Source organism: Mycobacterium sp. SMC-8 (genome assembly GCF_025263565.1).
In the GTDB taxonomy this organism is placed as follows: Bacteria; Actinomycetota; Actinomycetes; order Mycobacteriales; family Mycobacteriaceae; genus Mycobacterium.
Genome location: NZ_CP079865.1, coordinates 1 through 21636, shown reverse-complemented (window position 1 = coordinate 21636; position 21636 = coordinate 1). Strand labels below are relative to the sequence as shown.

The 21636-nt window shown below is 66.8% G+C and carries 23 protein-coding genes and 4 pseudogenes; 14 read left to right on the top strand and 13 right to left on the bottom strand.

All coding sequences use genetic code 11. The annotated features are described in order from the left end of the window. Positions 1–42: 42 nt before the first annotated feature. A pseudogene (locus tag KXD97_RS00135) lies at positions 43–309 on the top strand (integrase core domain-containing protein); the annotation flags it as partial. Positions 310–664: 355 nt separating this feature from the next. Here KXD97_RS00135 and KXD97_RS00130 read toward each other — a convergent pair. Continuing rightward, on the bottom strand, positions 665–1072 hold the full coding sequence (locus tag KXD97_RS00130; protein ID WP_260758252.1) for a transcriptional regulator: 408 nt from the start codon (positions 1070–1072) through the stop codon (positions 665–667). An 842-nt stretch (positions 1073–1914) separates the two neighbouring features. On the opposite strand from KXD97_RS00130, the gene KXD97_RS00125 reads away from it, so the two are divergent. The 3 genes from KXD97_RS00125 to KXD97_RS00115 all read left to right on the top strand — a co-directional run bounded on the left by KXD97_RS00125 (position 1915) and on the right by KXD97_RS00115 (position 3730). After that, a complete protein-coding gene (locus KXD97_RS00125) occupies positions 1915–2532 on the top strand; it encodes an HdeD family acid-resistance protein (protein WP_396884634.1) in 618 nt (205 codons plus the stop codon). Positions 2533–2843: 311 nt separating this feature from the next. Then, positions 2844–3245, top strand: a complete 402-nt coding sequence (locus tag KXD97_RS00120; protein ID WP_260754946.1) for a hypothetical protein — start codon at positions 2844–2846, stop codon at positions 3243–3245. Next, positions 3242–3730, top strand: coding sequence for a GreA/GreB family elongation factor (locus tag KXD97_RS00115; protein WP_260754945.1), 489 nt, complete (start codon positions 3242–3244; stop codon positions 3728–3730). The genes KXD97_RS00120 and KXD97_RS00115 overlap by 4 nt, the downstream gene beginning before the upstream one ends. Positions 3731–3840: 110 nt before the next feature. Here KXD97_RS00115 and KXD97_RS00110 read toward each other — a convergent pair whose 3' ends face one another. Further along, positions 3841–4683, bottom strand: coding sequence for an aldo/keto reductase (locus tag KXD97_RS00110; RefSeq protein ID WP_260754944.1), 843 nt, complete (start codon positions 4681–4683; stop codon positions 3841–3843). Between the two features lie 402 nt (positions 4684–5085). Here KXD97_RS00110 and KXD97_RS00105 point away from each other — a divergent pair, with 402 nt between their 5' ends. Then, the gene (locus KXD97_RS00105) at positions 5086–6648 is read left to right on the top strand and encodes a hypothetical protein (RefSeq protein ID WP_260754943.1); all 1563 of its coding nucleotides are present in this window, start codon (positions 5086–5088) and stop codon (positions 6646–6648) included. 7 nt (positions 6649–6655) lie between these two features. Here the strand turns inward: KXD97_RS00105 and KXD97_RS00100 are convergent. After that, positions 6656–8016, bottom strand: a pseudogene (locus KXD97_RS00100) (wax ester/triacylglycerol synthase domain-containing protein). A gap of 143 nt (positions 8017–8159) precedes the next feature. Here KXD97_RS00100 and KXD97_RS00095 point away from each other — a divergent pair. Together KXD97_RS00095 and KXD97_RS00090 are read left to right on the top strand one after the other, a co-directional pair. Continuing rightward, positions 8160–8471: a GNAT family N-acetyltransferase gene (locus KXD97_RS00095; protein WP_260754929.1), complete on the top strand. Its 312-nt coding sequence runs from the start codon at positions 8160–8162 to the stop codon at positions 8469–8471. 326 nt (positions 8472–8797) lie between these two features. Further along, complete coding sequence (locus KXD97_RS00090) at positions 8798–9922, top strand: chloride channel protein (RefSeq protein WP_396884633.1); 1125 nt, start codon at positions 8798–8800, stop codon at positions 9920–9922. Here the strand turns inward: KXD97_RS00090 and KXD97_RS00085 are convergent. Further along, entirely contained in the window at positions 9901–10050 is a 150-nt protein-coding gene (locus KXD97_RS00085; protein ID WP_260754927.1) for a hypothetical protein, read from the bottom strand. The two genes, KXD97_RS00090 and KXD97_RS00085, sit on opposite strands and share 22 nt — an antisense overlap. Positions 10051–10122: 72 nt before the next feature. Then, positions 10123–10527, bottom strand: coding sequence for a hypothetical protein (locus KXD97_RS00080; RefSeq protein WP_260754926.1), 405 nt, complete (start codon positions 10525–10527; stop codon positions 10123–10125). 114 nt (positions 10528–10641) lie between these two features. Here KXD97_RS00080 and KXD97_RS00075 point away from each other — a divergent pair, with 114 nt between their 5' ends. Continuing rightward, a complete protein-coding gene (locus tag KXD97_RS00075) occupies positions 10642–11988 on the top strand; it encodes an acetamidase/formamidase family protein (protein WP_260754925.1) in 1347 nt (448 codons plus the stop codon). A gap of 327 nt (positions 11989–12315) precedes the next feature. Beyond that, on the top strand, positions 12316–13080 hold the full coding sequence (locus tag KXD97_RS00070) for a TMEM165/GDT1 family protein (protein WP_260754924.1): 765 nt from the start codon (positions 12316–12318) through the stop codon (positions 13078–13080). Here the strand turns inward: KXD97_RS00070 and KXD97_RS00065 are convergent. From KXD97_RS00065 to KXD97_RS00050, 4 genes are all read right to left on the bottom strand, one after another. Next, positions 13063–13311, bottom strand: coding sequence for a hypothetical protein (locus KXD97_RS00065; RefSeq protein WP_231750823.1), 249 nt, complete (start codon positions 13309–13311; stop codon positions 13063–13065). The genes KXD97_RS00070 and KXD97_RS00065 overlap by 18 nt on opposite strands. 85 nt (positions 13312–13396) lie before the next feature. Beyond that, entirely contained in the window at positions 13397–14728 is a 1332-nt protein-coding gene (locus KXD97_RS00060) for an MFS transporter (protein WP_260758251.1), read from the bottom strand. A gap of 91 nt (positions 14729–14819) precedes the next feature. Next, a complete protein-coding gene (locus KXD97_RS00055; RefSeq protein WP_260754923.1) occupies positions 14820–15107 on the bottom strand; it encodes a hypothetical protein in 288 nt (95 codons plus the stop codon). Between the two features lie 139 nt (positions 15108–15246). Beyond that, the gene (locus KXD97_RS00050; RefSeq protein ID WP_396884632.1) at positions 15247–15525 is read right to left on the bottom strand and encodes a hypothetical protein; all 279 of its coding nucleotides are present in this window, start codon (positions 15523–15525) and stop codon (positions 15247–15249) included. Between the two features lie 265 nt (positions 15526–15790). On the opposite strand from KXD97_RS00050, the gene KXD97_RS00045 reads away from it, so the two are divergent. The 3 genes and pseudogenes from KXD97_RS00045 (at position 15791) to KXD97_RS00035 (ending at position 16899) form a co-directional block, all read left to right on the top strand. Continuing rightward, the gene (locus tag KXD97_RS00045) at positions 15791–16162 is read left to right on the top strand and encodes an STAS domain-containing protein (protein WP_260754922.1); all 372 of its coding nucleotides are present in this window, start codon (positions 15791–15793) and stop codon (positions 16160–16162) included. A gap of 64 nt (positions 16163–16226) precedes the next feature. Continuing rightward, a pseudogene (locus tag KXD97_RS00040) lies at positions 16227–16451 on the top strand (CsbD family protein); the annotation flags it as partial. Between the two features lie 133 nt (positions 16452–16584). Then, positions 16585–16899: an STAS domain-containing protein gene (locus KXD97_RS00035; protein WP_260754942.1), complete on the top strand. Its 315-nt coding sequence runs from the start codon at positions 16585–16587 to the stop codon at positions 16897–16899. Between the two features lie 618 nt (positions 16900–17517). On the opposite strand, the gene KXD97_RS00030 is transcribed toward KXD97_RS00035, so the two are convergent. Together KXD97_RS00030 and KXD97_RS00025 are read right to left on the bottom strand one after the other, a co-directional pair. After that, positions 17518–17688, bottom strand: a complete 171-nt coding sequence (locus KXD97_RS00030; protein WP_260754941.1) for a hypothetical protein — start codon at positions 17686–17688, stop codon at positions 17518–17520. A 93-nt stretch (positions 17689–17781) separates the two neighbouring features. Then, complete coding sequence (locus KXD97_RS00025; protein ID WP_260754940.1) at positions 17782–17973, bottom strand: hypothetical protein; 192 nt, start codon at positions 17971–17973, stop codon at positions 17782–17784. A gap of 77 nt (positions 17974–18050) precedes the next feature. Between KXD97_RS00025 and KXD97_RS00020 the strand changes: the two genes are divergently transcribed. Further along, on the top strand, positions 18051–18437 hold the full coding sequence (locus KXD97_RS00020; RefSeq protein ID WP_260754939.1) for a YncE family protein: 387 nt from the start codon (positions 18051–18053) through the stop codon (positions 18435–18437). 15 nt (positions 18438–18452) lie between these two features. Here the strand turns inward: KXD97_RS00020 and KXD97_RS00015 are convergent, their stop codons facing one another. Both KXD97_RS00015 and KXD97_RS00010 read right to left on the bottom strand, forming a co-directional pair. Continuing rightward, positions 18453–19142, bottom strand: coding sequence for a response regulator (locus KXD97_RS00015; protein ID WP_260754938.1), 690 nt, complete (start codon positions 19140–19142; stop codon positions 18453–18455). Further along, positions 19139–20716: an ATP-binding protein gene (locus KXD97_RS00010; protein ID WP_260754917.1), complete on the bottom strand. Its 1578-nt coding sequence runs from the start codon at positions 20714–20716 to the stop codon at positions 19139–19141. The genes KXD97_RS00015 and KXD97_RS00010 overlap by 4 nt, the downstream gene beginning before the upstream one ends. A gap of 105 nt (positions 20717–20821) precedes the next feature. Here KXD97_RS00010 and KXD97_RS00005 point away from each other — a divergent pair. Next, positions 20822–21636: pseudogene (locus KXD97_RS00005) on the top strand (cation:dicarboxylate symporter family transporter); the annotation flags it as partial.

Here is a 21636-nt window from a genome sequence, read left to right as displayed (position 1 = left end):
CCACTCCGCACGCCAACACAGCTCCCTGAGCCCGCATTAGCCGGTCAAGCCTTCGACAACGCGCTGGCTGAGACGACCATCGGCCTGTACAAGAACGAATGTGTCCGGGCGGATTCCCCGTTTCGCCGCGGCCCACTGAACACCGTGGGCGACGTCGAATACATCACCGCCGACTACGTCGCCTGGTACAACCAGCAGCGCCTGATGCACCGCCTCGGACGCATTCCGCCGGCCGAAGCCGAAGCCCGCTACTATTCCCAACTCGTGACCGGTAGACCGGCCGGATCACAGAAACCTGAGGGTGCATGAAACCCGGGACGGTTCAAGCTCCGTTTTTGCTGGAATGAACGCACCTTCTTCGGTGGGTGTTGGCTCTTCCGAGAATGGTTGCGGAACGTCGCCATCGATCCCGGGGGCGACGTGCCTCTGGAGCGGTCGGAAATGGAGGAGCTGTTTCGGCTGCCAGAGCCGGCTACTTCCGACGTGCTGCCTCCGGGGTCGGCATTGGCGATAGCTCCTCCGCCACCCAAGACGATGAGGATCAAAGACATCGAGCCACCCGCGGCCACATGCCGCCAATTCGGCAACGTTCGTTGCCTGAACCCCCGGCCCCCCGGCCCCACCGCTGTGTCCAGACCTTCTGCGTGGCTCTGGGAGGGGCCGATCAGGCCGATGGACTGTCGGCGAGGTGCTCCCTGCGCCGCAATTCGTCGACTTGTTCCACAAGATCGCGCTGCGCCTGGGGCGACAGTCCAATCGCCCGTGCCGCCACACGGCGTACCCCGTCGTCACGCAGGCCGGCCAGCAGGGTCAACTCCTGGTCGAGCCTCGCGTAGTAGGCGTCATCGGTGAAAAATTCGGGTTTGATCCGAAAGAAGTTTGCCAACGCAGCCATTGTCGCGCGGGACGGATTCGTCCGGTTTCCCGATCTCAGCTGCGACAGGTAGGGGGCTGACATCGTCAAGCCCTCTGCCTTCAGCGCTGCCACCACTTCGGCTGAGGTGTGCGGTCCCCGGCCTGGCGGATAAACCGTGTCGAACAGTCGGTTCAATCGCTCTGCAAATGTAGTCATATCCGCTCCCACCCCGTGGGCCTTCGAGTGGCGTGCTGTGCCCGCCAATTCAGGATAGATACTGGACCGGTAATCGCCACCTTATTGGCGAGTTCGGACGGCACTGAATTGAACCGCTGGCGCAGCCTCGACCCACTGGGCGTTTGCTCCGGTGACGCGTCCCGCATGCGTCCACCCCTCTTCCACGCGTTCGGGGACCCGTGCCGGCGACGAGCTATCGCCCTGTCCTGCAAGCGGTATGGGGTTGCTCAGCTGCGTGTATCCGCCGGCCATGGGCGGCGCCCGAAATGAATGCATCCGAATTCCCCTGGCTGAAAACACTTCTGGCCGCCCGCGGAAACCCGAATTCGATCCCCTTCGCCGTGCGCAGGTGGCGCCCTCTATGCTCCGATCACCACCTCGGCGTCGACGGTGGTGACGCCCGAACGGACCGTCTCCAGCCGGCGGCGATGCGCTCCTGAATTTGCCGCACCCACTGGCTGATGGCGAGATCTTCTGCGGCCTGCTCGACGCCACCGCTGAGCATGGCGACCGGTCGCACCGTGCAGGACGCGACCCGCAGGCGTGCCGGCGTCTATCGCTGACCGTTCGGGCGTAGAGAGTATTTCCCTAGTTGAATACGCGGGTTCGATTCCCGTCGCCGTATGTACCCCATCGAGGTGACGGCGTGGCGCAACGCTGCGCCGGCCGGCGTTTCGTGGGCGCCGCGAACCCTTATGCCGGTCATCCTGCGAGGACCAGCGACACGTGCGATTTTGGTCCTGACGGGCGCACGCGGTCGACGCGTCAGCCGAGCAGACTCCTGTTGGAACTCAATGACCCGGATCTAGGGGAGATTTCTTGTGACTTCTGCGGTAGGCCAGCCGGAAACGCCGATCGTCGACCCTTCGAAACTCGTGCCGCACAGGTGGAAAGTGTTTTTGGCGTCTGGGGTGCTGGCGATCATCCTCGGCGTGCTGATGCTGGTGTGGCCGGGAAAGACCGTCCTCGTCGCCGCGGCGCTGTTCGGTGTGTCACTGCTTGTCGTCGGCCTTGGACAGCTGTTCATTGCGATGGCGGCGGACCTATCGGGTGGTGGTCGCGCACTCCTGTTCGTCAGCGGCGCCGTATCGGTAATTCTCGCGGTTCTGACCTTTCGGTACTTCGGCGAACCGTTCTCGATTCTGCTGTTCAGCATCTACATCGGTATCAGCTTCATCATCAGAGGGGTCGCGACGACGGTCGCGGCGATCAGCGGCACCGAAACGTCTGGACGTGCCTGGGATATCTTGTTCGGAATCGTGTCCGTGCTGGCCGGCATCGTCGTGCTGCTGCTGCCGTTCTCGTCGATCGTCCTTCTCGCCATGGTGACGGGCGCGTTCCTCGTTGCCCTCGGCCTGTTCGAGATCGTGTCCGCGTTCAATGCTCGCCGCGACCGCGCCAAGGTGCCGGTGAACGTGCGTACGGCAACGGCCACATAGCGCGAATACGCGGGTTCGGTTCCAGTCATCAGCTCTACTGGACCCACCTGTTGTCGTTGCATCGGTACTCGAAAACTGCTGGAGCACCGGGGTTCCCAGGAGACACGATGTCGACGATGGAGAAGCGGGCGACCGCCGTCGACAGTCGACGTGTCGACCCGGCCGCGCAGGGAGTGGGCGCTCGTGTCCAAGCAGAAGCGCCCGGCCAAGTCCTGACCTCGCGCCATGTCCTCGCAGGCCCACAATCCACCCTGAGATCGGGCCTGAGGAGGGGAAGCGGTTCACGTCCTTTGTGCCCAATGCTCATAGGCATGAGTAGCACCGACAACGCGCGGCGGGACCGCCTCGATGAGCGCTCCCTTCTTCTGGGCGCCGGGTTCAAGGAAGATGAACGTGAGCTGGTGCTCGACGAACTGTCCGCGCTGGGTCCGCACCTGGCCAGGTGGGATCCGAGCGAAGTCCAAGTCGAGGTGTCAGTGCGCGAGCGCGGCGGTAAAGAGCAGAGCGTAACGCTGCGCGCGTTTCTGCCGGGCTTCCCGCCGCTGGTGGCTGTTGGCCAGGACCGGGGTCTCATGCGGGCCCTCGCCGAAGCCAAGAGGGACCTGATCACTCAGATCGATCGGCACAAGACCGAGCGTGACCCCAAGAGCAATCGTCAGCTGCGGCGCGACACCATCCGCCACCCTGGGTTGAACGCCGGCGCGGGATCGTGAGTAAGCACAGCCGAGCGGCGACGCTGACGCCGGACGAGATCGCCCTTCTCGAGGCTGAGCTCGAAGAACTGAAGCGGCGCCGCGAGCGCGTGGCGGCCGACCTCGACAGCATCCGCGATACGGTCGGCGACCTCATCGACGCCGATGCGGCCAACCAGATCGCTCTCGCCGACCAGCTGGCCGCAATCGACGACCGGATAGCCGAAATCAACTGGCATCTGCACGGTGGGCCACCCGAGTCTGAGGTGCCCGGCGCGCTGCCGGACGGGACCGAGGTGACGGTGCGCTATCCGAATGGGGAGCTCGACCGCCTGCGGGTGGTCGCCGTCGTCCGAGAGGTGCCGGTCGTGGACGAGCACGCGTTAACGCCGGACAGCCCGATGGGGCTCGCCCTGGCAGGCCATCAGCCAGGGGACGTCGTGACATACGAGACGCCGCAGGGACCACTGCAGGTCGAGCTGGTCGACATCCGGTATCCCGATTAACGGGCCTTGGCGCGCATTGGAGTGCCCCACCAGAGCCGAAAGACGCCGTGGATCTGAGCTGCACGCGCCTGTACTTCCCAAGTGGAGGCGTGCATCACACGCGGGCCGTCTTACAGAACTTCAAGCGGGGTCGGCCGGGTAGGTGGAGGGAACGCTCGGTCGAGGTCTCGCAGGTCGTTGCGGGTCAGCTCGATGTCTCGGGCGGCGGCGTTTTGCCTGACGTGGGAGGGAGTTCGGGCGCGTGGGATAGCGGCGACCCCGTCGTGCTGCAACACCCACGCCAGCACGATCTGTGCCGGAGTGGCGTTGTGCCGCTGCGCAATCGGTCGCAGCGCCGGGTTGGCGAGCAGCCGGCCTTGCTCGATTGGCGAATAGGCCATCGTCAATATCCGATGTTGGGACAGCCACGGTATCAGCGCGTACTCCGGGCCGCGGCGGGTCAGGTTATAGAGAATCTGATTCGTCTCGACCTCATTACCACCTGGGACGCCCGACAATTCGATCATGTCGTCGATATCGAGATTGCTCACGCCCCAGTGGCGGATCATCCCGTGGAGCTTCAAGTCGGCGAAGCCTTCAATAGTTTCGATCAGCGGGATGCTACCGCGCCAGTGCAGCAGGTAAAGATCAATGTAGTCAACGCCGAGCCTGCCCAGGCTTGCCTGGCACGCGCGCACGGTGCCCAATCGGGTTGCGTGGTGCGGTAGTACCTTGTCGACAAGAAATACTTCATTGCGCCGTCCCGCGATCGCCTCGCCGACCAAGACTTCCGCCGCGCCGTTGCCGTACATCTCGGCGGTGTCGATCACCGTCATTCCCAAGTCGATTCCAAGCCGGATCGCGGTGATCTCCTCGGCCCGGTACCCCGGACTTTCGGCAAAATGCCAGGTGCCCTGACCGAGGGCGACGATCTTCTCGCCGGAGCGCAACGATACCGAGCGAGGTGAGTTCATCCTCCAATCGCCTTTCTGACACCCCTGTTGGCGGGAAGGCCACGGGTCCGCCGGACTGCCCCAATTCTGCAGGCGGCATCACGCACTGCACTTCGACCTCACAGGGCACAACTGCGCCACACATGTGGTTTTTACGGGTCCAAGCGCCATCGGTCGATGATGAACTCCCACAGTTCACTTCAGCTGCGATACCACTGACCGGTGGCAGTGATGGCCGGGAGCCGCCTGGATCGCTTGCCACGCAATGCATTCATTGAAATAAGAAACAAAAAGACACATGTTCAGCTGGACCTTTCACCGATCTTGGAGAGGAATTTCACGCTATTTCAACAGGATTGATGTGATCTTGGAAATTGCTCGTTATGTTCTGGGCTGTCATCGTCGATCACAGAAGGGGGCGCCATGACCTTTCTTGCCCCGTTGGTCACCGCAAGCGTGGCGCTGGTGGGGGCCGGAGTCATCACAGTCACGCCGGTCACTCCGACGACAGCGCAAATGAGGGCTGCTGGTGAGCAGGTGCGTCTCACCGCCGCGACCACGACAGACTCCTGCGGCGAAACCGCCGTGGCGCTCTGCGATCCGTCCGGCTCCGCGCAGGGCCCCATGCTCGGCGCCGCTGCCCAAGCGACCACGAGCATCTTCAACATCCCGGCGAATCTGTTCATCGCGCTGGCCAACGTCCCCTACAACTTCTTCAATGCCCTGGGTCAGGGCGACGTGAATCTTGGAGACCTGCCGAACAGCGGGTTCAGCTTCGTCAATTCTCGTAACGGCATCGACCTCAACCAAACCGGCGTGGTCGGTCTGACGGCCGACCTCGAGTACGGCGGCAGCTGGTGGGTATACCACCCCTTCAATGTGCTCGGCAGCGATGCGGCGGACGTCGCGCGTTATCAATCGCTGGTCAACGTACTGCTGCCGTTTCCCGCGTTGTCGGTGGGGCTCGGCAACATCCTTACGGCGGTGGCCGCTTCGCAACTCCCGATGAACGTCGGGTGCACCGGCACCAACCTCGGGGCCTGTGAGCGTATCGATCAGATCCTGTCGACGATGTTCGACCTGCGCCACATCGTCGCACTCGTCTCGCCGGGCGGCTACACCTTCCCGCAGGTGAAGAATCCGATCACCTGCAGCGCGGACGGGTTGTGCGACATCAAGGATCCGAACGGCGTGACCGAGCCGTGGTCGCGGCAGACCCAGGAACTCAACATCTTCACGCCGTTCGAGAACTTCTACGACTCGCTCACCCAGACACCAGATTTCAGCCAGATCAGATTCCCCACCGTGACGATGATCGTGAACACGATCGTCAACTTCATCCGGGGGCTGAACACCGCGTTCAATCCTTTCGTGCGCGGGACCCAGTGCGGTTTGTGCGCACTGTTCGTGCCGATCCCTGCGGACGAAACCCGCCCGGGATCGACCAATCCCGGCACGCTGATTCCGGGTAGGCCCGGCACCGGTATGCCCGGCACAGAGGATGCGACGACCGAGCCGACGGTCGCGCGTGGGACGGCGACCGACGAGGGCTGGTCGTCGGACACCGACGAGATCTACACGGGGGAGAGGGGGGACGGTGCGGGGGTCGATTCTCCGTGGCCGCGCCATGCGCAGCCGTGGAGGTCGGCACAGGGACTGGAAGCGGTGTCGAGTCCCGAGGAGTCCATCCCAGGTGACGGCGACGTGAATGTGCCGGCTCCGCGCGCCGACGACGTGCAGAGGGGTCACGTCGACGGCGGCAGAGGCCTGGGCGCCGAGAGCGGTGGCGGCGCCGAAGACCGCGCCGATACGGAAGGCTCAGCTGATACCCAGCAAGACCACGCCGGCACGCAAGACGACGCCGAGACCCAAGACCACGCCGGCGATGACGGCGGTGGAGACGCCAAAGGCGGTAGCGATGCCAAAGGGCATGCGGGCAAAGGGGATTCAGGATCTCATCGGGCGGGTCACCGAGACGCTGCATGATCCGATATCAGTCGGCGGCCAGCGCCAGCACCTCGTCGAAACCCGCTCGCAGGCACTCGGTGAACAGCGCGATGTCGGGGATCGCCCCGCTGTCGACATCGATGCCGATCGCGCAGGTGTCGACGTAGGTCAGCAGGGTGACGTTGACCGCCGAGCCGATCGTGGGCCCGAACGCGTACTGCACCCGCACGTTCGCCCCACCGAGTTGGACGGGCACCGGTATCCCGGGCACGTCGCTGGCCAGGAAGTCGACGTGCCGCAGGATGGTGCCGATGTACCACCGCGGCACCCGGTTCAGGAAACCGGCGATCAGTTGCGTGTGTGGCAGCGACTTCTCGTGACGGACCCGCTCGGTGCGCTCGTGGATCTGCCGGATCCGTTCCGCCGGGTCGGCCACATCAGCCGGAATGTCGAACCGCATCAACGTGATCCGGTTCCCGCCAGGGGCGTCACGCTCGGTGCGGAGGCTGATCGGCATCGTCAGGTGCAGCGACCCCACACCGACGTCGTGCTTCTCGTGGTAGCGCCGTAACCCGCCGGCCACCCCGGCGACGAACGCGTCGTTGAGCGCGCCTCCGCCCCGGTGCGCGGCGTCGCGCAGCGCGGCTTTCGGCACCTCGAGCACGTCGAGCCTGCGGATCAGGCTGCGCCGTGTCATCAGCGGTGATCCGGTGGCGTTGACCGGCCGTACGGTCCGGTACACCGACGTCGCCAGCCCCGCTGCCGAGGCCACCGTCCGCAGCGGGCTGCGCACACCGTCGACGATCAGCCTCGGCGCCGCGGCCAGCACACCGATCACCGCGCTTCCGACGACCCCGAGGCCGTACCGTGCGGCATCCCGGTAGTCGTCGAGCGGGGATCGGCGCGGAGGAGGCGGCGACTCGGCGTCCGCCGACGAGGGTTCGGGGGAGAGGCCGAACAGGGCCATCGCGATCTGCACCCCGCCCACGCCGTCGGACAGTGCGTGATGGAAAACGCACAGCACGGCGGCCTCGCCGTCGGGCAGTCCTTCGATCAGGGTGATCTTCCACAGCGGACGGGCCCGGTCGAAGTCCTCCATCTGCGCCAGGCGGGCGAGTTCCAGCACGTCAGCGAACGATCCGTCGGCCGGCGCGGCCACTCTGCGCATATGGAAATCCAGATCGAAGTCGGCGCAGTCCTGCCATCGCGGCGGCGCCGGGGCGGCGACTCGACGACGGTCTGCCGCAGCATCGGCAGGTCGTGGCTGAGCCGTTCGACGCGGTCGCGGACCTCCGCCCAGTCCGGCACCCGGTCCAGCATCAGCACGGTCACCACCGTCGACCTCAGTCGCGGATCGCTCTCCATCGACCAGGTGAATGCGTCGCTGCTTCGCATGAATTCGCTCATGATGTGCTCCCGTTGATCACGGTAGAACGCAATGCGGCCCCGCCACAGCGGTGTAGCGCGGATCGGGGTCTTTGTGCTCTACGGGAGGCGACTGAGGTCCCCTGCCGCACAGGGGAGATCGGCACCGGACCTATCGTGGGGTGATGAGTGTCGAAACGCCGCCCGACCGTACCGGGGCCCCGACCACCGTCACCCGCGAACCAGGACGCTTCGTGATCGAGGTGGAGGGTCGCACAGTGGGGCTCGCCGACTACCACGACCGTGACGGCCGACGGGTCTTCCCGCACACCGAGGTGCTGCCGCAGTTCCAAGGCCGGGGTCTGGCAACGATTCTCGTCGCGGAGGCGCTGCGGGTCACCAAGTCCGAGGGGCTGCGCATCGTGCCGACCTGCTGGATGGTGGCCGAATACATCGACCGGCACCCGGAGTACGCCGCCCTGACCGATCGCGGGTGACCAGCTACCCGAACATGGTTTGGGGCCGGTCGGTGCGGTCGATCGAGAACCTTGTCGCCTCCTCGGTCGGGGAAATGCGTGCTCCACCCGATTCTGCGCGCGAGGATGGAGGACCGGGCCAGCTCGGAGAAAGGGGTCTCGACCGGTGCATCCAGACGCGTCGCCCACCCGCATCGCCATTCTGGGCGCCGTAGCGGTCATCGGCGGTCTGATCGTCGGGCTCGTCGGCGGGGCGTTCCGCTGGTGCCTGCAGACCGCCGAAGCCGTCCGGTCGGATCTTCCTCGAGTGGGCGCAGCAGCTTCCCGGACCGGGCTGGCTCGTACCGGTGTCCGCGGTGGCCGCCTGCGCCGCCCTGGCCGCGCTGATCGTGCGCTGGGAACCGATGGCGATCGGCAGCGGGATCCCGCACGTCGAGGCGGTTTTCCTCGGTCGGGCGCCCGCGCCGCGCCTGCAGGTCGTCCTCGCGCGCTTCGTCGGCGGTGTGCTGGCCATCGGTTCGGGACTCGTCCTCGGCCGCGAGGGCCCCACCGTCCACATGGGGGCGGCGATCGGCGCCGAGGCGGCGCGGCGGACCCGGCTGCCCGACGACGAGGCCCGCACGATGCAGGTGGCGTTGAGCGGCGCCGGCCTGGCGGTCGCGTTCACCGCGCCGATCGCCGGTGTGCTGTTCGCCCTCGAAGAGGTGACCAAATCGTGGCGGCCGCAGATCGTGCTGGCCTCGGTCCTCGCGGCGGCCGCGGCGGTCGGGGCGTCCCAGACGGTGTTGGGGGACGGCCCCGACTTCCAGGTCGAACCGCTCGATGCGCCCGACATCGCTTGGCTTCCGGTCTTTCTCGTGTTCGGCGTCGGGACGGGACTGCTCGCAGCGGTGTACAACCGGGCGGTGCTGTGGGCGCTGGACCATCTCGGCGCCGTCCGTCGGATGCCGGCCCCGGCGACGGCCGCGGCTATCGGCGCCGCGGTCGGGCTGCTGCTGTGGTCGGCGCCGTTGACCGTGGGCGACGGCGACACGCTGACCCAGATGCTGCTCGACGGGCATGACCTCGTCCTGCTCGCGGTCGCCGGGCTGCTTCTGGCCCGGTTCCTGACCGGCCCGGTGTGCTACTCGGCAGCGGTGCCCGGCGGGCTGTTCGCGCCGCTGCTCGCGGTGGGCGCGCTGTGGGGAACGCTGTTTTTCGGTTGCTTCGACGCGGTATGGCCCGAGGACACAACGCATCTCGCGGTCCCGCTGGTGCTCTCCGGAATGGCGGCGTTCTTCGGTGCGACCGTACGTGCGCCGCTGACCGGGCTGGTGATCGTGATGGAGATGACGGCGACGACGTCGGCGGCGGTGCCCATGATGGTCGCGACCGCCGCGGCGGTGACCGTCGCGAAGATGGTGGGGTCCCGTCCGATCTATGACGACCTGCGTGAGCGGATGAAACCGGGTCAGTTCTCGTCCGGAATCTGACGGTAGGTCTGGCCGCGCGCGGGCGCGTCCGGATCGTCATCCTGGTGGTTCAGCTTGTCCTGCAGGTCACGCTGCTCTTCGGTGACCTCGGTGGCGTCCTTCGGGTTGGCGGCGCTGTCGGGTTCCATGATGCACGGGTTGTCCCGATCGGCCCGGGCGCAAACCCGGTGCGTCCGCGGCGCTGGGATGCGGGCAGCCAGCTAGCCGCGCGCGGTGCCGGTCGCGTCGGCAGCGTAGAAGACCCATGCTGTGAGCCAGACCGTGGCCGCGGTGACCGCCAGCGCGCCCGGCACGTGCAGGGCCAGCGTCGTTGCCTCGCCGATCGCAGCCTGCACGAACGTGAACACGAACAACGCCCCGGCCAGGACGGCGGCCCACCATCCCGTCTTGCGGTCGAGGGCCAGACCCGTCAGGCCCACCAGCAGCCCACCCGAGGTGACGTGCAGCGCGATGGCCCCGGCGCCGTGCAAGTCCTCGAACCGGTGATACTGGACGATTTCACCGGCGGTCACGAACATCATGACGACCACGCCGAGGGTGAGCACGGCGAAAACACGCGCCGCGCGCAGCCACGGTGACGACGGACGGCGGTCGGCTGGCGGCATGTCTGTCCTCCGGGACGTCGGGCCATGGGCACTCCAGTAAAGCGCGCGAAGCTGGCAAAAAGGATGTATCACGGCCGTTGCGGGCCGGAAATACCCCGCGGGAACGTTCCTGACATGACTGAGATCGCACGCTACGCCGCCGAAATTCTGTGGGACGGGCTCGGAAGGCGGGACTTTCTGCGCGCCGTCGCCGCCGTCGGAGCCGGGGCGGGTGTCGCCGGGGTGGCGGCCTGTTCGACGGGCTCGTCGGCCACCTCGTCGACCGATGAGAGCTTCACCGTTCTGCAGCCTGGGCAGGGGGAGCCGACCGGCGACCACTATCTGCCATCGGTCCCGGACCAGGTGCTGTGGGGGTACGTACCGACCGTGCACGCCTCGCCGGTGCTGCAGATGACCTCGGGGCAGACGGTCACCATCGACGCGGTCAGCCACGAGGGCATCCTCGAAGACCAGGGCCGCGATCCCGTGGAGTACTTCGGTGCCCGGGGTGTCGCCGATTCGGAGGTGCTGCAGGACGCGATCGCGATCGCCGCCGACTACAGCCGCACCCCGCGCAACTTCGACAAGGACGGGCCGCACGTGGTCACCGGTCCGGTGTTCGTCGAGGGCGCAGAGCCCGGCGACGTGCTGAAAATCGAGATATTGGAAGCTGTTCCGCGCGTTCCCTACGGCGTGGTGTCGAGCCGTCACGGCAAGGGAGCACTCGCACGCACCGCCGACCAGGGTGCGCCGGCCGGTATCACCCTCGCCGAGGTGATGCCGCCGGTGGACACCGACGGCAGGCCGAGCCCGGATCCGCAGCGCTACGGCAACGTCTCCACGTTCACCGCTGTCGAAGACGGACACGGGGTCATGAGCTACGGCGCGTCCCGGGTGCGTTTCCCGTTGCGTCCCTTCATGGGAATGATGGGAGTGGCGTACTCGCAGGACACCGACCCGACCGCGGCGTCGGCCAATTCCATTCCGCCGACGGTCGGCGGCGGCAACATCGATATCCGTCTGCTCGGGGAAGGCGCCACGTTCTACCTGCCGGTGTTCGCCGAAGGGGCGTTGTTCTACGTCGGGGACCCGCACATGGCGATGGGGGACGGGGAGGTCGCGTTGACGGCGATGGAGGGTTCGCTGCGCGGCACCTACCGGCTGTCGGTGTGCAAGCCCGGCTCCGGTGACGCCCCGTCGGTGGCCTACCGGTACCCGTTCGGCGAGACCGCTGACGCGTGGGTTCCCATCGGTCTGTCGGATCCGGACGGTTCGGTGGGCGGCCAGGGCAGTGACCTCGACGTCGCGATGCGGCGGGCGGTGGTCAACGCCCTCGACTTCCTGCAGACCGACCAGGGCATGGACCGTGCCACGGCTTACGCGTACCTCTCTGCCGCAGCTGACTTTTCGGTATCACAGGTGGTCGATCGGACCGTCGGAGTGCACGGACAGGTCTACAAGTCTCACTTCACGCAGGCCTGAGCCGGCTGGTGAATCGGGAACCCTCTCCATTGAAGTGAGGGTGCCCAAACTTTCGCGCTGGGTAACCCAAACTTATTGTGCGAGAGCATGTTTCGACTGCCACGGGTTGCGAGGTATGTGGTGGGCTGTGTACGGTGGCAGAAGCGAAGGGGAGTAGCCCCCAAATCGGCAATCGACATACTGGCTGCGCGACGTGCTGCGCGGCCCGGTTGTCCGGACCGGTCTGTACGGCCGGTGGGCGAGACCTTCGGCCGTACAGACCGTTCGGTCTGCCGGCCGGAGGCGTTTTTTCTCCGAGCGGCAGACCTCGAACTCCGAGGAGTTGTGGTGCTCGCCGCTGCGCTGTTGAGCTTCGCCGTCATCTTCGTCGCCGAGTTGGGGGACAAGACCCAACTGGTGGCGATGATGTTCGCCTTGCGGTACCGGTGGTGGGTGGTGTTGTCCGCCATCACCGTCGCCACCGCCGTCGTGCACGTGCTCTCGGTCGCGATCGGCCACTACCTGGGCGCCGCGCTGCCGACGCACCTGCTGGGACTCATCGCCGGCGCGATGTTCGTGTTCTTCGGCTTGTGGACGCTGCGCGGCGACAGCCTGTCCGACGACGAGACCTCACGCGCGGACAAGGCCACCGCACCTGCGTTCTTCGTGGTCACCTCGGCCTTCGTACTCGCCGAACTCGGTGACAAGACGATGCTGGCGACCGTGACGCTGGCGGCCGACCGTGACTGGCTCGGCGTGTGGATCGGGTCGACCCTGGGCATGGTCGCCGCCGACGGCCTGGCCATCGCGGTCGGCGCGGTGGCCGGCAAGCACCTTCCTGAGCGGTTCATCCAGGTCACCGCGGCGGCGCTGTTCCTGGTGTTCGGCTTCTCCATGCTGCTGGAGAATCTGTGGCCGTCGCTGTCGACGGTCGCCATCGCGGCCCTCGCCGTGGCGCTCGTGGCGGCCTTCGGTGCGACCCTGTGGGCATTGCCCGAGCGGCTCCGGCCTGCGGTGTTAAGGACGTCGCCGGCGCGGTTGCCCTCCCCGGCCGAGGCCGGGGAGGAGTCCGATGTCGGCGCGGGTTCGGCAACCTCAGATCGGCACGACTGACCGGATTGCGATCTGGTCGGTCTCGCAGTGTCGGCAGGTCAGCGGGCGCACCTTGAGCCGGATGTTGGCGATCCGCAGCGCGCGACGGCACATCGGGTAGGGGCATCCGCACGACAGCGTGACCCACCATTGCGCCGGGTGGGCGAGCGGGCCGCAGAACTTGCGGCAGGTGCACAGGATCTCGGGGTCGAAATCCAGTTCCGCCAGCGACGGCTCGAGCAGTGTGGTCACGGCCCCCAAGGCTAAAGTGATGGTCGAGACTTTTGCGGGAGGCGCGCGCGAAGAACTGCGCTGAGCCGTCTCCGTTGGCGGCGTCTCAACGCGTGCCGCTGACATGGGCGCCCGCATCGGCCGGCAACCGCAGCGTCTCGACGAGGGTGAGCGCAAGTAGCGCGCCAAGCGCGACGAAAGCCCACGAGAACGACGCCAGCACCGTCAGGAGCAGCGCGGCCACCGCGATGCCGAGGCCGGCCGCCACTTCCTGCACCGTGGCGTTGAGCGTGTTCGCGTGAGTGAGCTCGTCGCCGTCGACATCGGCGAACGCCAGGCTGTTGTATGCGGTGAACCCGATCGACCGCAGCGCGCCGCTGACATACAGGGCGACCGCGATCACCACGACGGGGGTGTCCGGTCGCAACGCCGCCAGCACCGCGAACCACGCCACCGAGACCAGACCGTTGACCAGCAGCACACGCTTGATGCCGAACCGGCGCATCAACGGCGTGGTGATCGGCTTGATCGTCAGGTTGCCGACGAACAGCGCGGCCACCATCAATCCCGCGGTGAACGCCGACCAGCCGAACTCCAGCTGGAACAGCAGCGGCAGCAGGAACGGCACCGCGGTGATCACCAGGCGATACAGCGAGCCGCCCGATACCGTGATGCGCAACGTCCGCACCCGCAGCACGGACAGCCGCATCAGCGGCGCCGGCGAGCGGCGCAGGTGCCAGAGCGCGGCGGCCAGCAGAACGACCGCGACCGTGCCGCCGACTCCGACCAGCACCCAGTCGGTGCCGCTGACCCGGACATGCTCCAGGGCCAGCAGCGCCGCCGCGATGCCCGTGCCGAGAAACAGCAGCCCCCGCCAGTCGAACGGCCGTACCTCTGCTGTCGGGCCGCCGCGGATCAGCTTGAGCGCCAACAAGAATCCGACGATCCCGATCGGGATGTTGATCAGGAAGATCCAACGCCAGGACCCGTAGGTCGCGATCGCCCCGCCGAGTGCGGGTGCGACCACCGGCGCGGTCAGCGCCGGCCAGGTCAGCAGTGCGATCGCGCGCACCAGATCGGTCTTTTCGCTGTAACGCAACACCGCCAGCCGGCCGACAGGGACCATCATCGCGCCGCCGACCCCCTGCAGGACCCGCATCGCCACGAGCATCGGCAGCGAGACGCTCAGCGCGCATCCCGCCGAGGCCAGCGTGAAAATGACGATCGCGCAGAGGAACACGGCCCGGATGCCGAATCGGTCGGCCGCCCACCCGGTGGCCGGGATCAGGACCGCGACGGTCAGCAGGTAGGCCGAAACGGCGATGTTGACATCGACGGGGGCCACGTCGAAGCTCGCCGCGATGGCCGGGATGGCGGTCGCGATGATCGTCGCGTCCAGGATCTCCATGAACATGGCACCGGCCACGAGCAGCGCCATGCCGCGGGGGAACGACGATCGGGACGGGGGCGCCGAAGACACGGGATCCAAACCTAGACGGGCACCGTGTGTAGCGCCCGCCGGGCTCGGATCAGCCGGCGCAGTCCAGCGTCACATTCACCTTCTGCTTGGGCGTAACCGTGAACACGTTGACGTCGTCGTCGTCGACCGGGAACTGCTGGTTGGCGATCGGCAGGCTGCGCACGCTGATCACCGTGCACTGGTCGAGCGGGGCGCTGCCGACGCGGCTGACCCGCACGTCATAGCCCTGGGACCGCAGCTGGTTGATCGTCGAGGTCGCGGTGTCGGCCTGGGCCGGCGCGGCCAGGGTCAACGCGGCACCGAGCGGCAGCAGGGCCGCGGCAAGTAACTTCGTCATCGTGCAACTCCTTGTGTGAGGGCGTCACCGGCGTGGCCAGGACATCGAGTGACACCATCGTCGCGACGCGTGCCGTGCAACGCTTGGAGTCCGGATGGAGATTCCATGGAGATCCCGGGCAGTTTCGGCGTACCGCTGCCTAGAGCACCTTGGACAGGAAGTCCCGCAGCCGTGGATGCTCGCGGGTCAGATCCCTGTCGATGCCCACGAGTTGGCCACCGGCGTCCTGGAATTCGACGGGCGCGAAGGTGGTGTCGGTGGCGATGACGTAGTTGGGGTCCTGCGCCGCCGCCGTCCCCGGGGTCAGCAGGCCCACCCCGAGAAGGGTTGCCAGCGCGGTCAGTACGAGTGTGGCGAGCCGACATCGGCCGGAGGTGGCTCGATCGCCTTCGGTGTGACGTGACGGTGTGGCGCGCATGCTGGCTCCCCGCGTAGGTCCCTGTGCAGGGTCACGCTAACGGCGGCCAGTGCGTCCCGCGGGGGATCGGGAAGTTCAGCCGGTGATGGCGCGGGCGCCGACGGACGGTAGGCGCTGATCGCCGCAATTGTTCGTTCTGCGGATGACTTCGCTAACCTGTGTGAGGTTGTCATACGTAAGACACCGCTCCGGGTTCAGACTGCAGCCTCCCGAGATCATCTGCGACCGCTCTTCGGCCGCATTTATGAGACGAGGCTTGAGGACGATGCAGCAATTCAGCGAACAGCAGGTCGACGATATCGCGGTGGTCGCCGCGGTCGGCGCTGTCGACATGCTCACCGCGCCGCAACTGCAGGCGGTGATCGCCGCGGCGCTGGCGCGCAGGCCGTCGGGCCTGATCGTCGACCTGACCGACGTGGACTTTCTGGGGTCGGCGGGCATGCAGGTCCTGATGGTCACGCGCAAGCAGGTCGACGGTTCGGTCGAGTTCGCCGTCGTCGCCGACGGACCGGCCACCAGTCGCCCGCTCCAGATCACCGGGGTGGCCGACTACGTCGATCTCTTCTCGACGCTCGACGTCGCCGTGGCGCACGTCAAAGCTAGGTCGCCTGTCTGTCGTGCTGACCGGCAGGTTTGACATTTTGGCGCCTGGGGAACAGACGCTTCGCCCAGCGGTAGCCCCGCAGAAAAAGGAGTGTCTGGTGAGCGATCACAATTCTGGTCCGGAAGAAGCCGTCAAGGGCGTCGTCGAAGGCGTCAAGGGCAAGGCCAAAGAGGTCGTCGGCGTCGTCACGGGCCGGGATGACCTGCAACGCGAGGGCCAGGCCCAGCAGGACAAGGCCGACGCACAGCGCGAGGCCGCACAGAAGGAAGCCGAGGCCGAGAGTGCCCGCGCGGCCGCCAAGGCCAACGAGGAGCGGCAAAAGCCGAACAGTCGTAACCGTCACGCAGGTAGATTGTCCTGCGATGACCGCTACCTCCATCCGCAGCAGGTCAGCCGACAGTCGGAGCTTCGCAATCGCGTCGACGTCGCTGACCTTCACCTGGCGTGAGGAGGGCGTGGGGGCCGACAGAAAGGCCACGGTAGCGGTGTGCGGCGAAGTGGACGCGGCCAACGCCAAACACTTCGCCCACACCGTGCGCGAAGTCAGCGCCGGCAGCGCTGCCGTGGTGCTCGATCTCACCGACGTGAATTTCATGGCCTTCGACGGCGCCTCGGCGCTGTACGCCATCAGCGCCCATCTGGCTCGCGAAGAAGTGACCTGGTGCGTCGTCGCCGGGCCGGCAGTGGCACGCGTGCTCGAACTCTGTGATCCCGAGGGTCTGATCCCGGCAACAACGATCCCGTCGGTGCGCGCCGCCAAACCTGCCTGACGCTTTTCCAGCGAACACGACGGCGCAGCCTTCGCAGACGCGTGCTGCCGCCCAGGTGCGGAGTTCTCCACAGCCGTTATCCACATTGTGGTTTTGCTGCGATGTGCCGCTGTGATCTCGCGCTCACTTTCCGGGGCAAAGCTAAGAAATTGTTACGAACATGTTTTGTGCCGATTTTCCCGGTGGGCTTGCTGCCTCCGTTCAGGCACTGTTCAGCTGCGGTTTCGGCTTTGCTGTTTCGAAGTAACGAATTCATAACGCAACGTTTCTTAAGCGAGCCCTGAGAGCTTCGGCGCTCCCTGTGACGAAGCGCGAATTCGTCGGGGTCGATACCGAATTTCCGTCGCTACACTCGACTCAGGCGGCGCCCGTTCGGGCGCCTTGACACGGAATCTAGAGCTTGGCAGACGTCGTGCCGGCGGAGGTACCACAACACATGGCAAACTTTTCGGTGCTGATGAGGCGCTTGATGTCCAAGGGTAAAACCGAGTCGAATGTGACAGATGCGCCGTCGGCGGCGGCAGGGACACGCGGGACCGACGGGACAGCGAAAGGCGATGTGGTGCTGGAGCACCGCCTCACGCCGAACCTGGGCCCCATCGGCGACATCGCCGCGGCTCAGGGCATTGTCGTCGTGGCCAATGCCGCCGACGCCAGCGTGTCGCTGATCGACAACACCACCCTCAACGTGGTCGCCACCGTCGCGGTCGACGGTGAGCCGACCGCGGTGGCCGTGTCCGACGACCGGGCCTTCGTCGGCGTCACCTCCGGCAGCTTCGACGCGGTCAAGGTGATCGACCTGGACAGCCGCGCCGTCGTCGCTACCTACCCGGTGGCCTTCGGGGTCACCGCGCTGACGGCCGGTTCCGGCGGTAAGCGGGTTTATGCCGGTCGCGGTGCGCAGGACCGCATCGACGTCGCGGTCATCGACGTCACCGCTGAGCGGGTCGGCACCATCGGCATCGGATCCGGTCCGGCCGCCAACGTGGACGCGCTCTGCGCCGACCCGAACGGCAAGCGGCTGTACGTCGCCGTCACCGACGCGGTCGGCAGCCGCGTGATCGTCGTCGACACCGAAACCTCGCAGGTGCATCGGGTGGTGCCTGTCGGCGCACCGATCCGCGACATCGCCTACGCCGGGAGCGGTCTACGTGCTCACCTCGGACCGAGTGGTCGGCGGCGCCGTCCACATCCTCGATCTGGGCGCGATGCGGATCACCGATCGGGTGACCGTGGGTGGTGCCCCCACGCAGTTGTCGATGAGCGCCGACCAGACCCGCGCATACATCGTGGATTACGACCGTGTCGCGGTGCTGTGCACGCTCAGCCTCGACGTCGTCGACGCGCTGACGGTCGACGCCAGGCCGTCGTGCGTCGCTCAGGGCGCCGACAGTTCGCGCCTCTACGTCGCCGACTACTCCGGCGCGGTGAGCGTGTACTCGGTCGAGTCCTCGATCGAGACGCTGTACTCGCAGTTCCTGGCGACCGATCAGATCGCGGTGGGCGCCCCGCGCCGGCTGCAGGCAGCCCCCGCCTGACGGCGTCACTCGAGTTCACCGCCACTGATAGCGGGTTTTCGGTCGCCCGGCCTTTCCATAGTCGGTGTGGCGGCTGACCGTTCCCTCGTCGGTGAGCCGCTCGAGGTAACGCCAGGCCGTCACCCGCGACACCCCCACCTGCCTGGCCACCTCATCGGCGGTCACACCGTGGGTGGAATCGCGTACGGCACGGGCGATCTCGTCGTTCGTGCCCGCTGCCGCCCCTTTCGGTGCCACCGACCGGTCCGGGTTGACCCGTAGCTCGGCCAGCGCCCGGTCGACCTCGGCCTGGCTGGCGGCATCGGTACCGGCAGGCAGCGCTTCGCGGTAGCGCCGGTGCCTCGCGAGTCGTTCGCGGAACGCGGCGAAGGTGAACGGCTTCAACAGGTACGCCAGCGCGCCGTGACCGACCGCGGCGCGCACCATCTCCAGATCGCGCTCTGAGGTAATCGTGATGATGTCCGGCGCCGGCCGCAGGCCGGCCAGCGCCGACGCGAGCGCGATCCCGTTGGCGTCCGGCAGCCCGATGTCGAGCAGCACCAGGTCGATCGGGGCGTCCGACGCTGCCGCCTCGGAGGCCGCCCGCATCGCATCGCGCGCCGTGTGCGCCACTGCCGCCACCGAAAACCCCTGCAGCCGCAGCAGATAAGTCCGGTGCGCCTCGGCGATCAACGGTTCGTCCTCGACGATCAACACCGTGATCACGGGCGATTCACCGTCACCGTCACCACCGAACCGTAGGTCACATCCGCGGTGAGCTGCCCGCCGTGGCGTTTGACCACCTGGGCCACCAACGCCAGCCCCAGCCCGTGCCTGCCGTCGTCGTCACCGGACTTCGTCGAGTAACCCCTCTGCATCGCCTTCTCGAAGGTGCCGGCGTCCATGCCCTCCCCGCTGTCGGCCACCCGGATCAGCAGCCGTTCGTCGTTCTGCTGCACGGTGACCTCCACCCAAGGGTCGTCCGGATCGCAGGCATCCATCGCGTTGTCGATGAGGTTGCCCGCCACGGTCACCATCTCCTGGCCTGTCAAGAGCAGATCTTCGGTGTCCGAAGGCAATTCGGAATCCTCGGTCACGGTCAACTCGATACCGCGTTCGTCGGCCTGGGCTGTCTTGCCCAGCAACAGCGCCACCAGGGCCGGCTCGCCGACCGCATCCGAGAGCCTGTCGACGAGTTGCTGGGACAGCTCGAGTTCGGCGGTGGCGAACCGGACGGCTTCCTCGGTGCGTTCCATCTCCACCATGGTGACGACGGTGTGCAGTTTGTTGGCCGCCTCGTGGGCCTGAGACCGCAGCGAGTCGGTCAGCACCTTCAGCGAGTTGAGTTCGCCCAGCGCGCCCTGCAACTCGGTGCGGTCACGGATGGTGACCACTTCCGACGAACCGGCATCGGACCGCACCCGCGACCGATTGACCACCAGCACGCGGTCGTCGGTCACGTGAACCTCATCGCGGGCGCCGGGGTTGTAGGTGCGCAGGAACTCGGGCAGGTCGTCGGCGGCGACCTCCCCGGCCGGCAACGACAGCAGTCGGCGCGCCTCGTCGTTGACCACCGCCACGCCGGAGCGGTCGAGCACGATCAGTCCCTCGGACACCGAGTGCAGGATCGCGTCGTGGTGGTCGTACATGACGCGCAGTTCGTCGGGGCGCAGTCCGTGCGTCTGGCGCAGCAGCCGCCGGCGGATGCCCCACACGCCCAGCAGTGAAACCGCAAGCGCGGCAAGGCTGACGGCCGCGATGACGGGCAGCTGCGACTGCCAGCGCTCGGCGAGGCTCTGCTGCAGGATGCCTGCGGCGACCAGGCCGATGACGCGGCCGTCGCCGTCGTAGACCGGGGCCACCGCACGGATGGACGAACCCAGCGTGCCGGTGTACACCTCGGTGAACGTCTCGCCCTGCAGTGCGGGTTCGATGGTGCCCAGATAGGCGCCGCCGATCTGGGACGGATCGGTGTGGGTGAAGCGGGTGCGATCGGGCGCCATGATCGTGATGAACGCGATGTCGGTCTGTCTGCGCACCAGCTCGGTGACCGGTTGCAGCATCTCGGTGGCCCGCCCGGACTCGATGGCCTCGGCCGTCGACGGTGAGTCGGCCAGTGCGGTCGCGATCCCGACCACCTGCTCCTGCGCCGCGGCGTCGCCGTCGCGGCGGGCGTCCAGCGCGGCCAGTGCGCTGCCGGCCAGCACGATCACCGCGATGACCAGGATCTGCAACGCGATGGCCTGGCCCGCCAACGACCGCGGCCACGGGGGTCGGGATGGCGGCCGGATCCGTCCCATCGCCTGCCTCCCGTGAACGTAATGAACTAAAACGTGACCTGGCTCACGTCCTCGCAGAGCATCCTTGCAGACCTTTTGCACACAGCGACCCCGGAGGACAGTGCGATGACGACCACGATGGACCGGCCGACCCCACCTTCCGACACCCCGACCCAGACGAGACCGCACGCACTGGCTCTACATCGCCGTGATCGTCGCGGTCCTCGCCGGTGTCGGGGTCGGCATCCTGGCCCCGACGTCGGCAAGAGCGTCGGCGTCCTGGGCACCCGTATGGCAAGTTCCGTGGCGCTGATCAAGATGATGCCATCGCGCCGGTCATCTCTGCACGATCGTGCTGGGAATCAGGTCCGGTCCGCAAGGCGGCCACCGTCGGCAAGGTCGGCGGCCTGGCGTTCGTCTACTTCCTGGCCGATGTCGACGTTCGCACTGGCGATCGGCCTGGTGGTCGGCAACCTGCTGCACCCCGGCAGCGGATTGCATGTCACCGACACTCACCGTGGAGCAAGTGGCGCGCCGAGCTGGCCGACAAGGCCCATGAGAGCCGGGTGGGCTGATGGACTTCGTTCAGGGCATCATCCCGACGTCGATGTTCTCGTCGCTGACCGAGGGCAGCGTGCTGCAGGCGTTGTTCTGTCGCGCTGCTGGTGGGCTCGGCACGCGCTGCAGGGCCTCAGGAAGTTGGCCGGTGAGCCGATCTCCTGCAGTGGCATCGAGCACCTGCAGGAAAGCTCGTATTCAAGGTGCTGGTGATGATCCTGTGGCTGGCGCCGGATTTCGGCGCGTTCGGCGCTGGCCCATCGCGAACGTGGTCCGGTCAGACCGGCTGGGCGGCCGTCCGGGCAGTTGATGGCGTTGGATGCTCGGCTTCTATCTGACCCTGACCGCCGATCTTCGTGTTCGGTGTGCTCGGGGCACTGCTG

Bases quoted from the DNA above. Each gene is read 5' to 3' on its own strand.
- KXD97_RS00130 (WP_260758252.1), bottom strand. From the start codon at position 1,072: ATGACTACATTTGCAGAGCGATTGAACCGACTGTTCGACACGGTTTAT.
- KXD97_RS00120 (WP_260754946.1), top strand. From the start codon at position 2,844: ATGAGTAGCACCGACAACGCGCGGCGGGACCGCCTCGATGAGCGCTCC.
- KXD97_RS00110 (WP_260754944.1), bottom strand. From the start codon at position 4,683: ATGAACTCACCTCGCTCGGTATCGTTGCGCTCCGGCGAGAAGATCGTC.
- KXD97_RS00105 (WP_260754943.1), top strand. From the start codon at position 5,086: ATGACCTTTCTTGCCCCGTTGGTCACCGCAAGCGTGGCGCTGGTGGGG.
- KXD97_RS00095 (WP_260754929.1), top strand. From the start codon at position 8,160: ATGAGTGTCGAAACGCCGCCCGACCGTACCGGGGCCCCGACCACCGTC.
- KXD97_RS00085 (WP_260754927.1), bottom strand. From the start codon at position 10,050: ATGGAACCCGACAGCGCCGCCAACCCGAAGGACGCCACCGAGGTCACC.
- KXD97_RS00080 (WP_260754926.1), bottom strand. From the start codon at position 10,527: ATGCCGCCAGCCGACCGCCGTCCGTCGTCACCGTGGCTGCGCGCGGCG.
- KXD97_RS00075 (WP_260754925.1), top strand. From the start codon at position 10,642: ATGACTGAGATCGCACGCTACGCCGCCGAAATTCTGTGGGACGGGCTC.
- KXD97_RS00060 (WP_260758251.1), bottom strand. From the start codon at position 14,728: ATGGCGCTGCTCGTGGCCGGTGCCATGTTCATGGAGATCCTGGACGCG.
- KXD97_RS00055 (WP_260754923.1), bottom strand. From the start codon at position 15,107: ATGACGAAGTTACTTGCCGCGGCCCTGCTGCCGCTCGGTGCCGCGTTG.
- KXD97_RS00050 (WP_396884632.1), bottom strand. From the start codon at position 15,525: ATGCGCGCCACACCGTCACGTCACACCGAAGGCGATCGAGCCACCTCC.
- KXD97_RS00045 (WP_260754922.1), top strand. From the start codon at position 15,791: ATGCAGCAATTCAGCGAACAGCAGGTCGACGATATCGCGGTGGTCGCC.
- KXD97_RS00010 (WP_260754917.1), bottom strand. From the start codon at position 20,716: ATGGGACGGATCCGGCCGCCATCCCGACCCCCGTGGCCGCGGTCGTTG.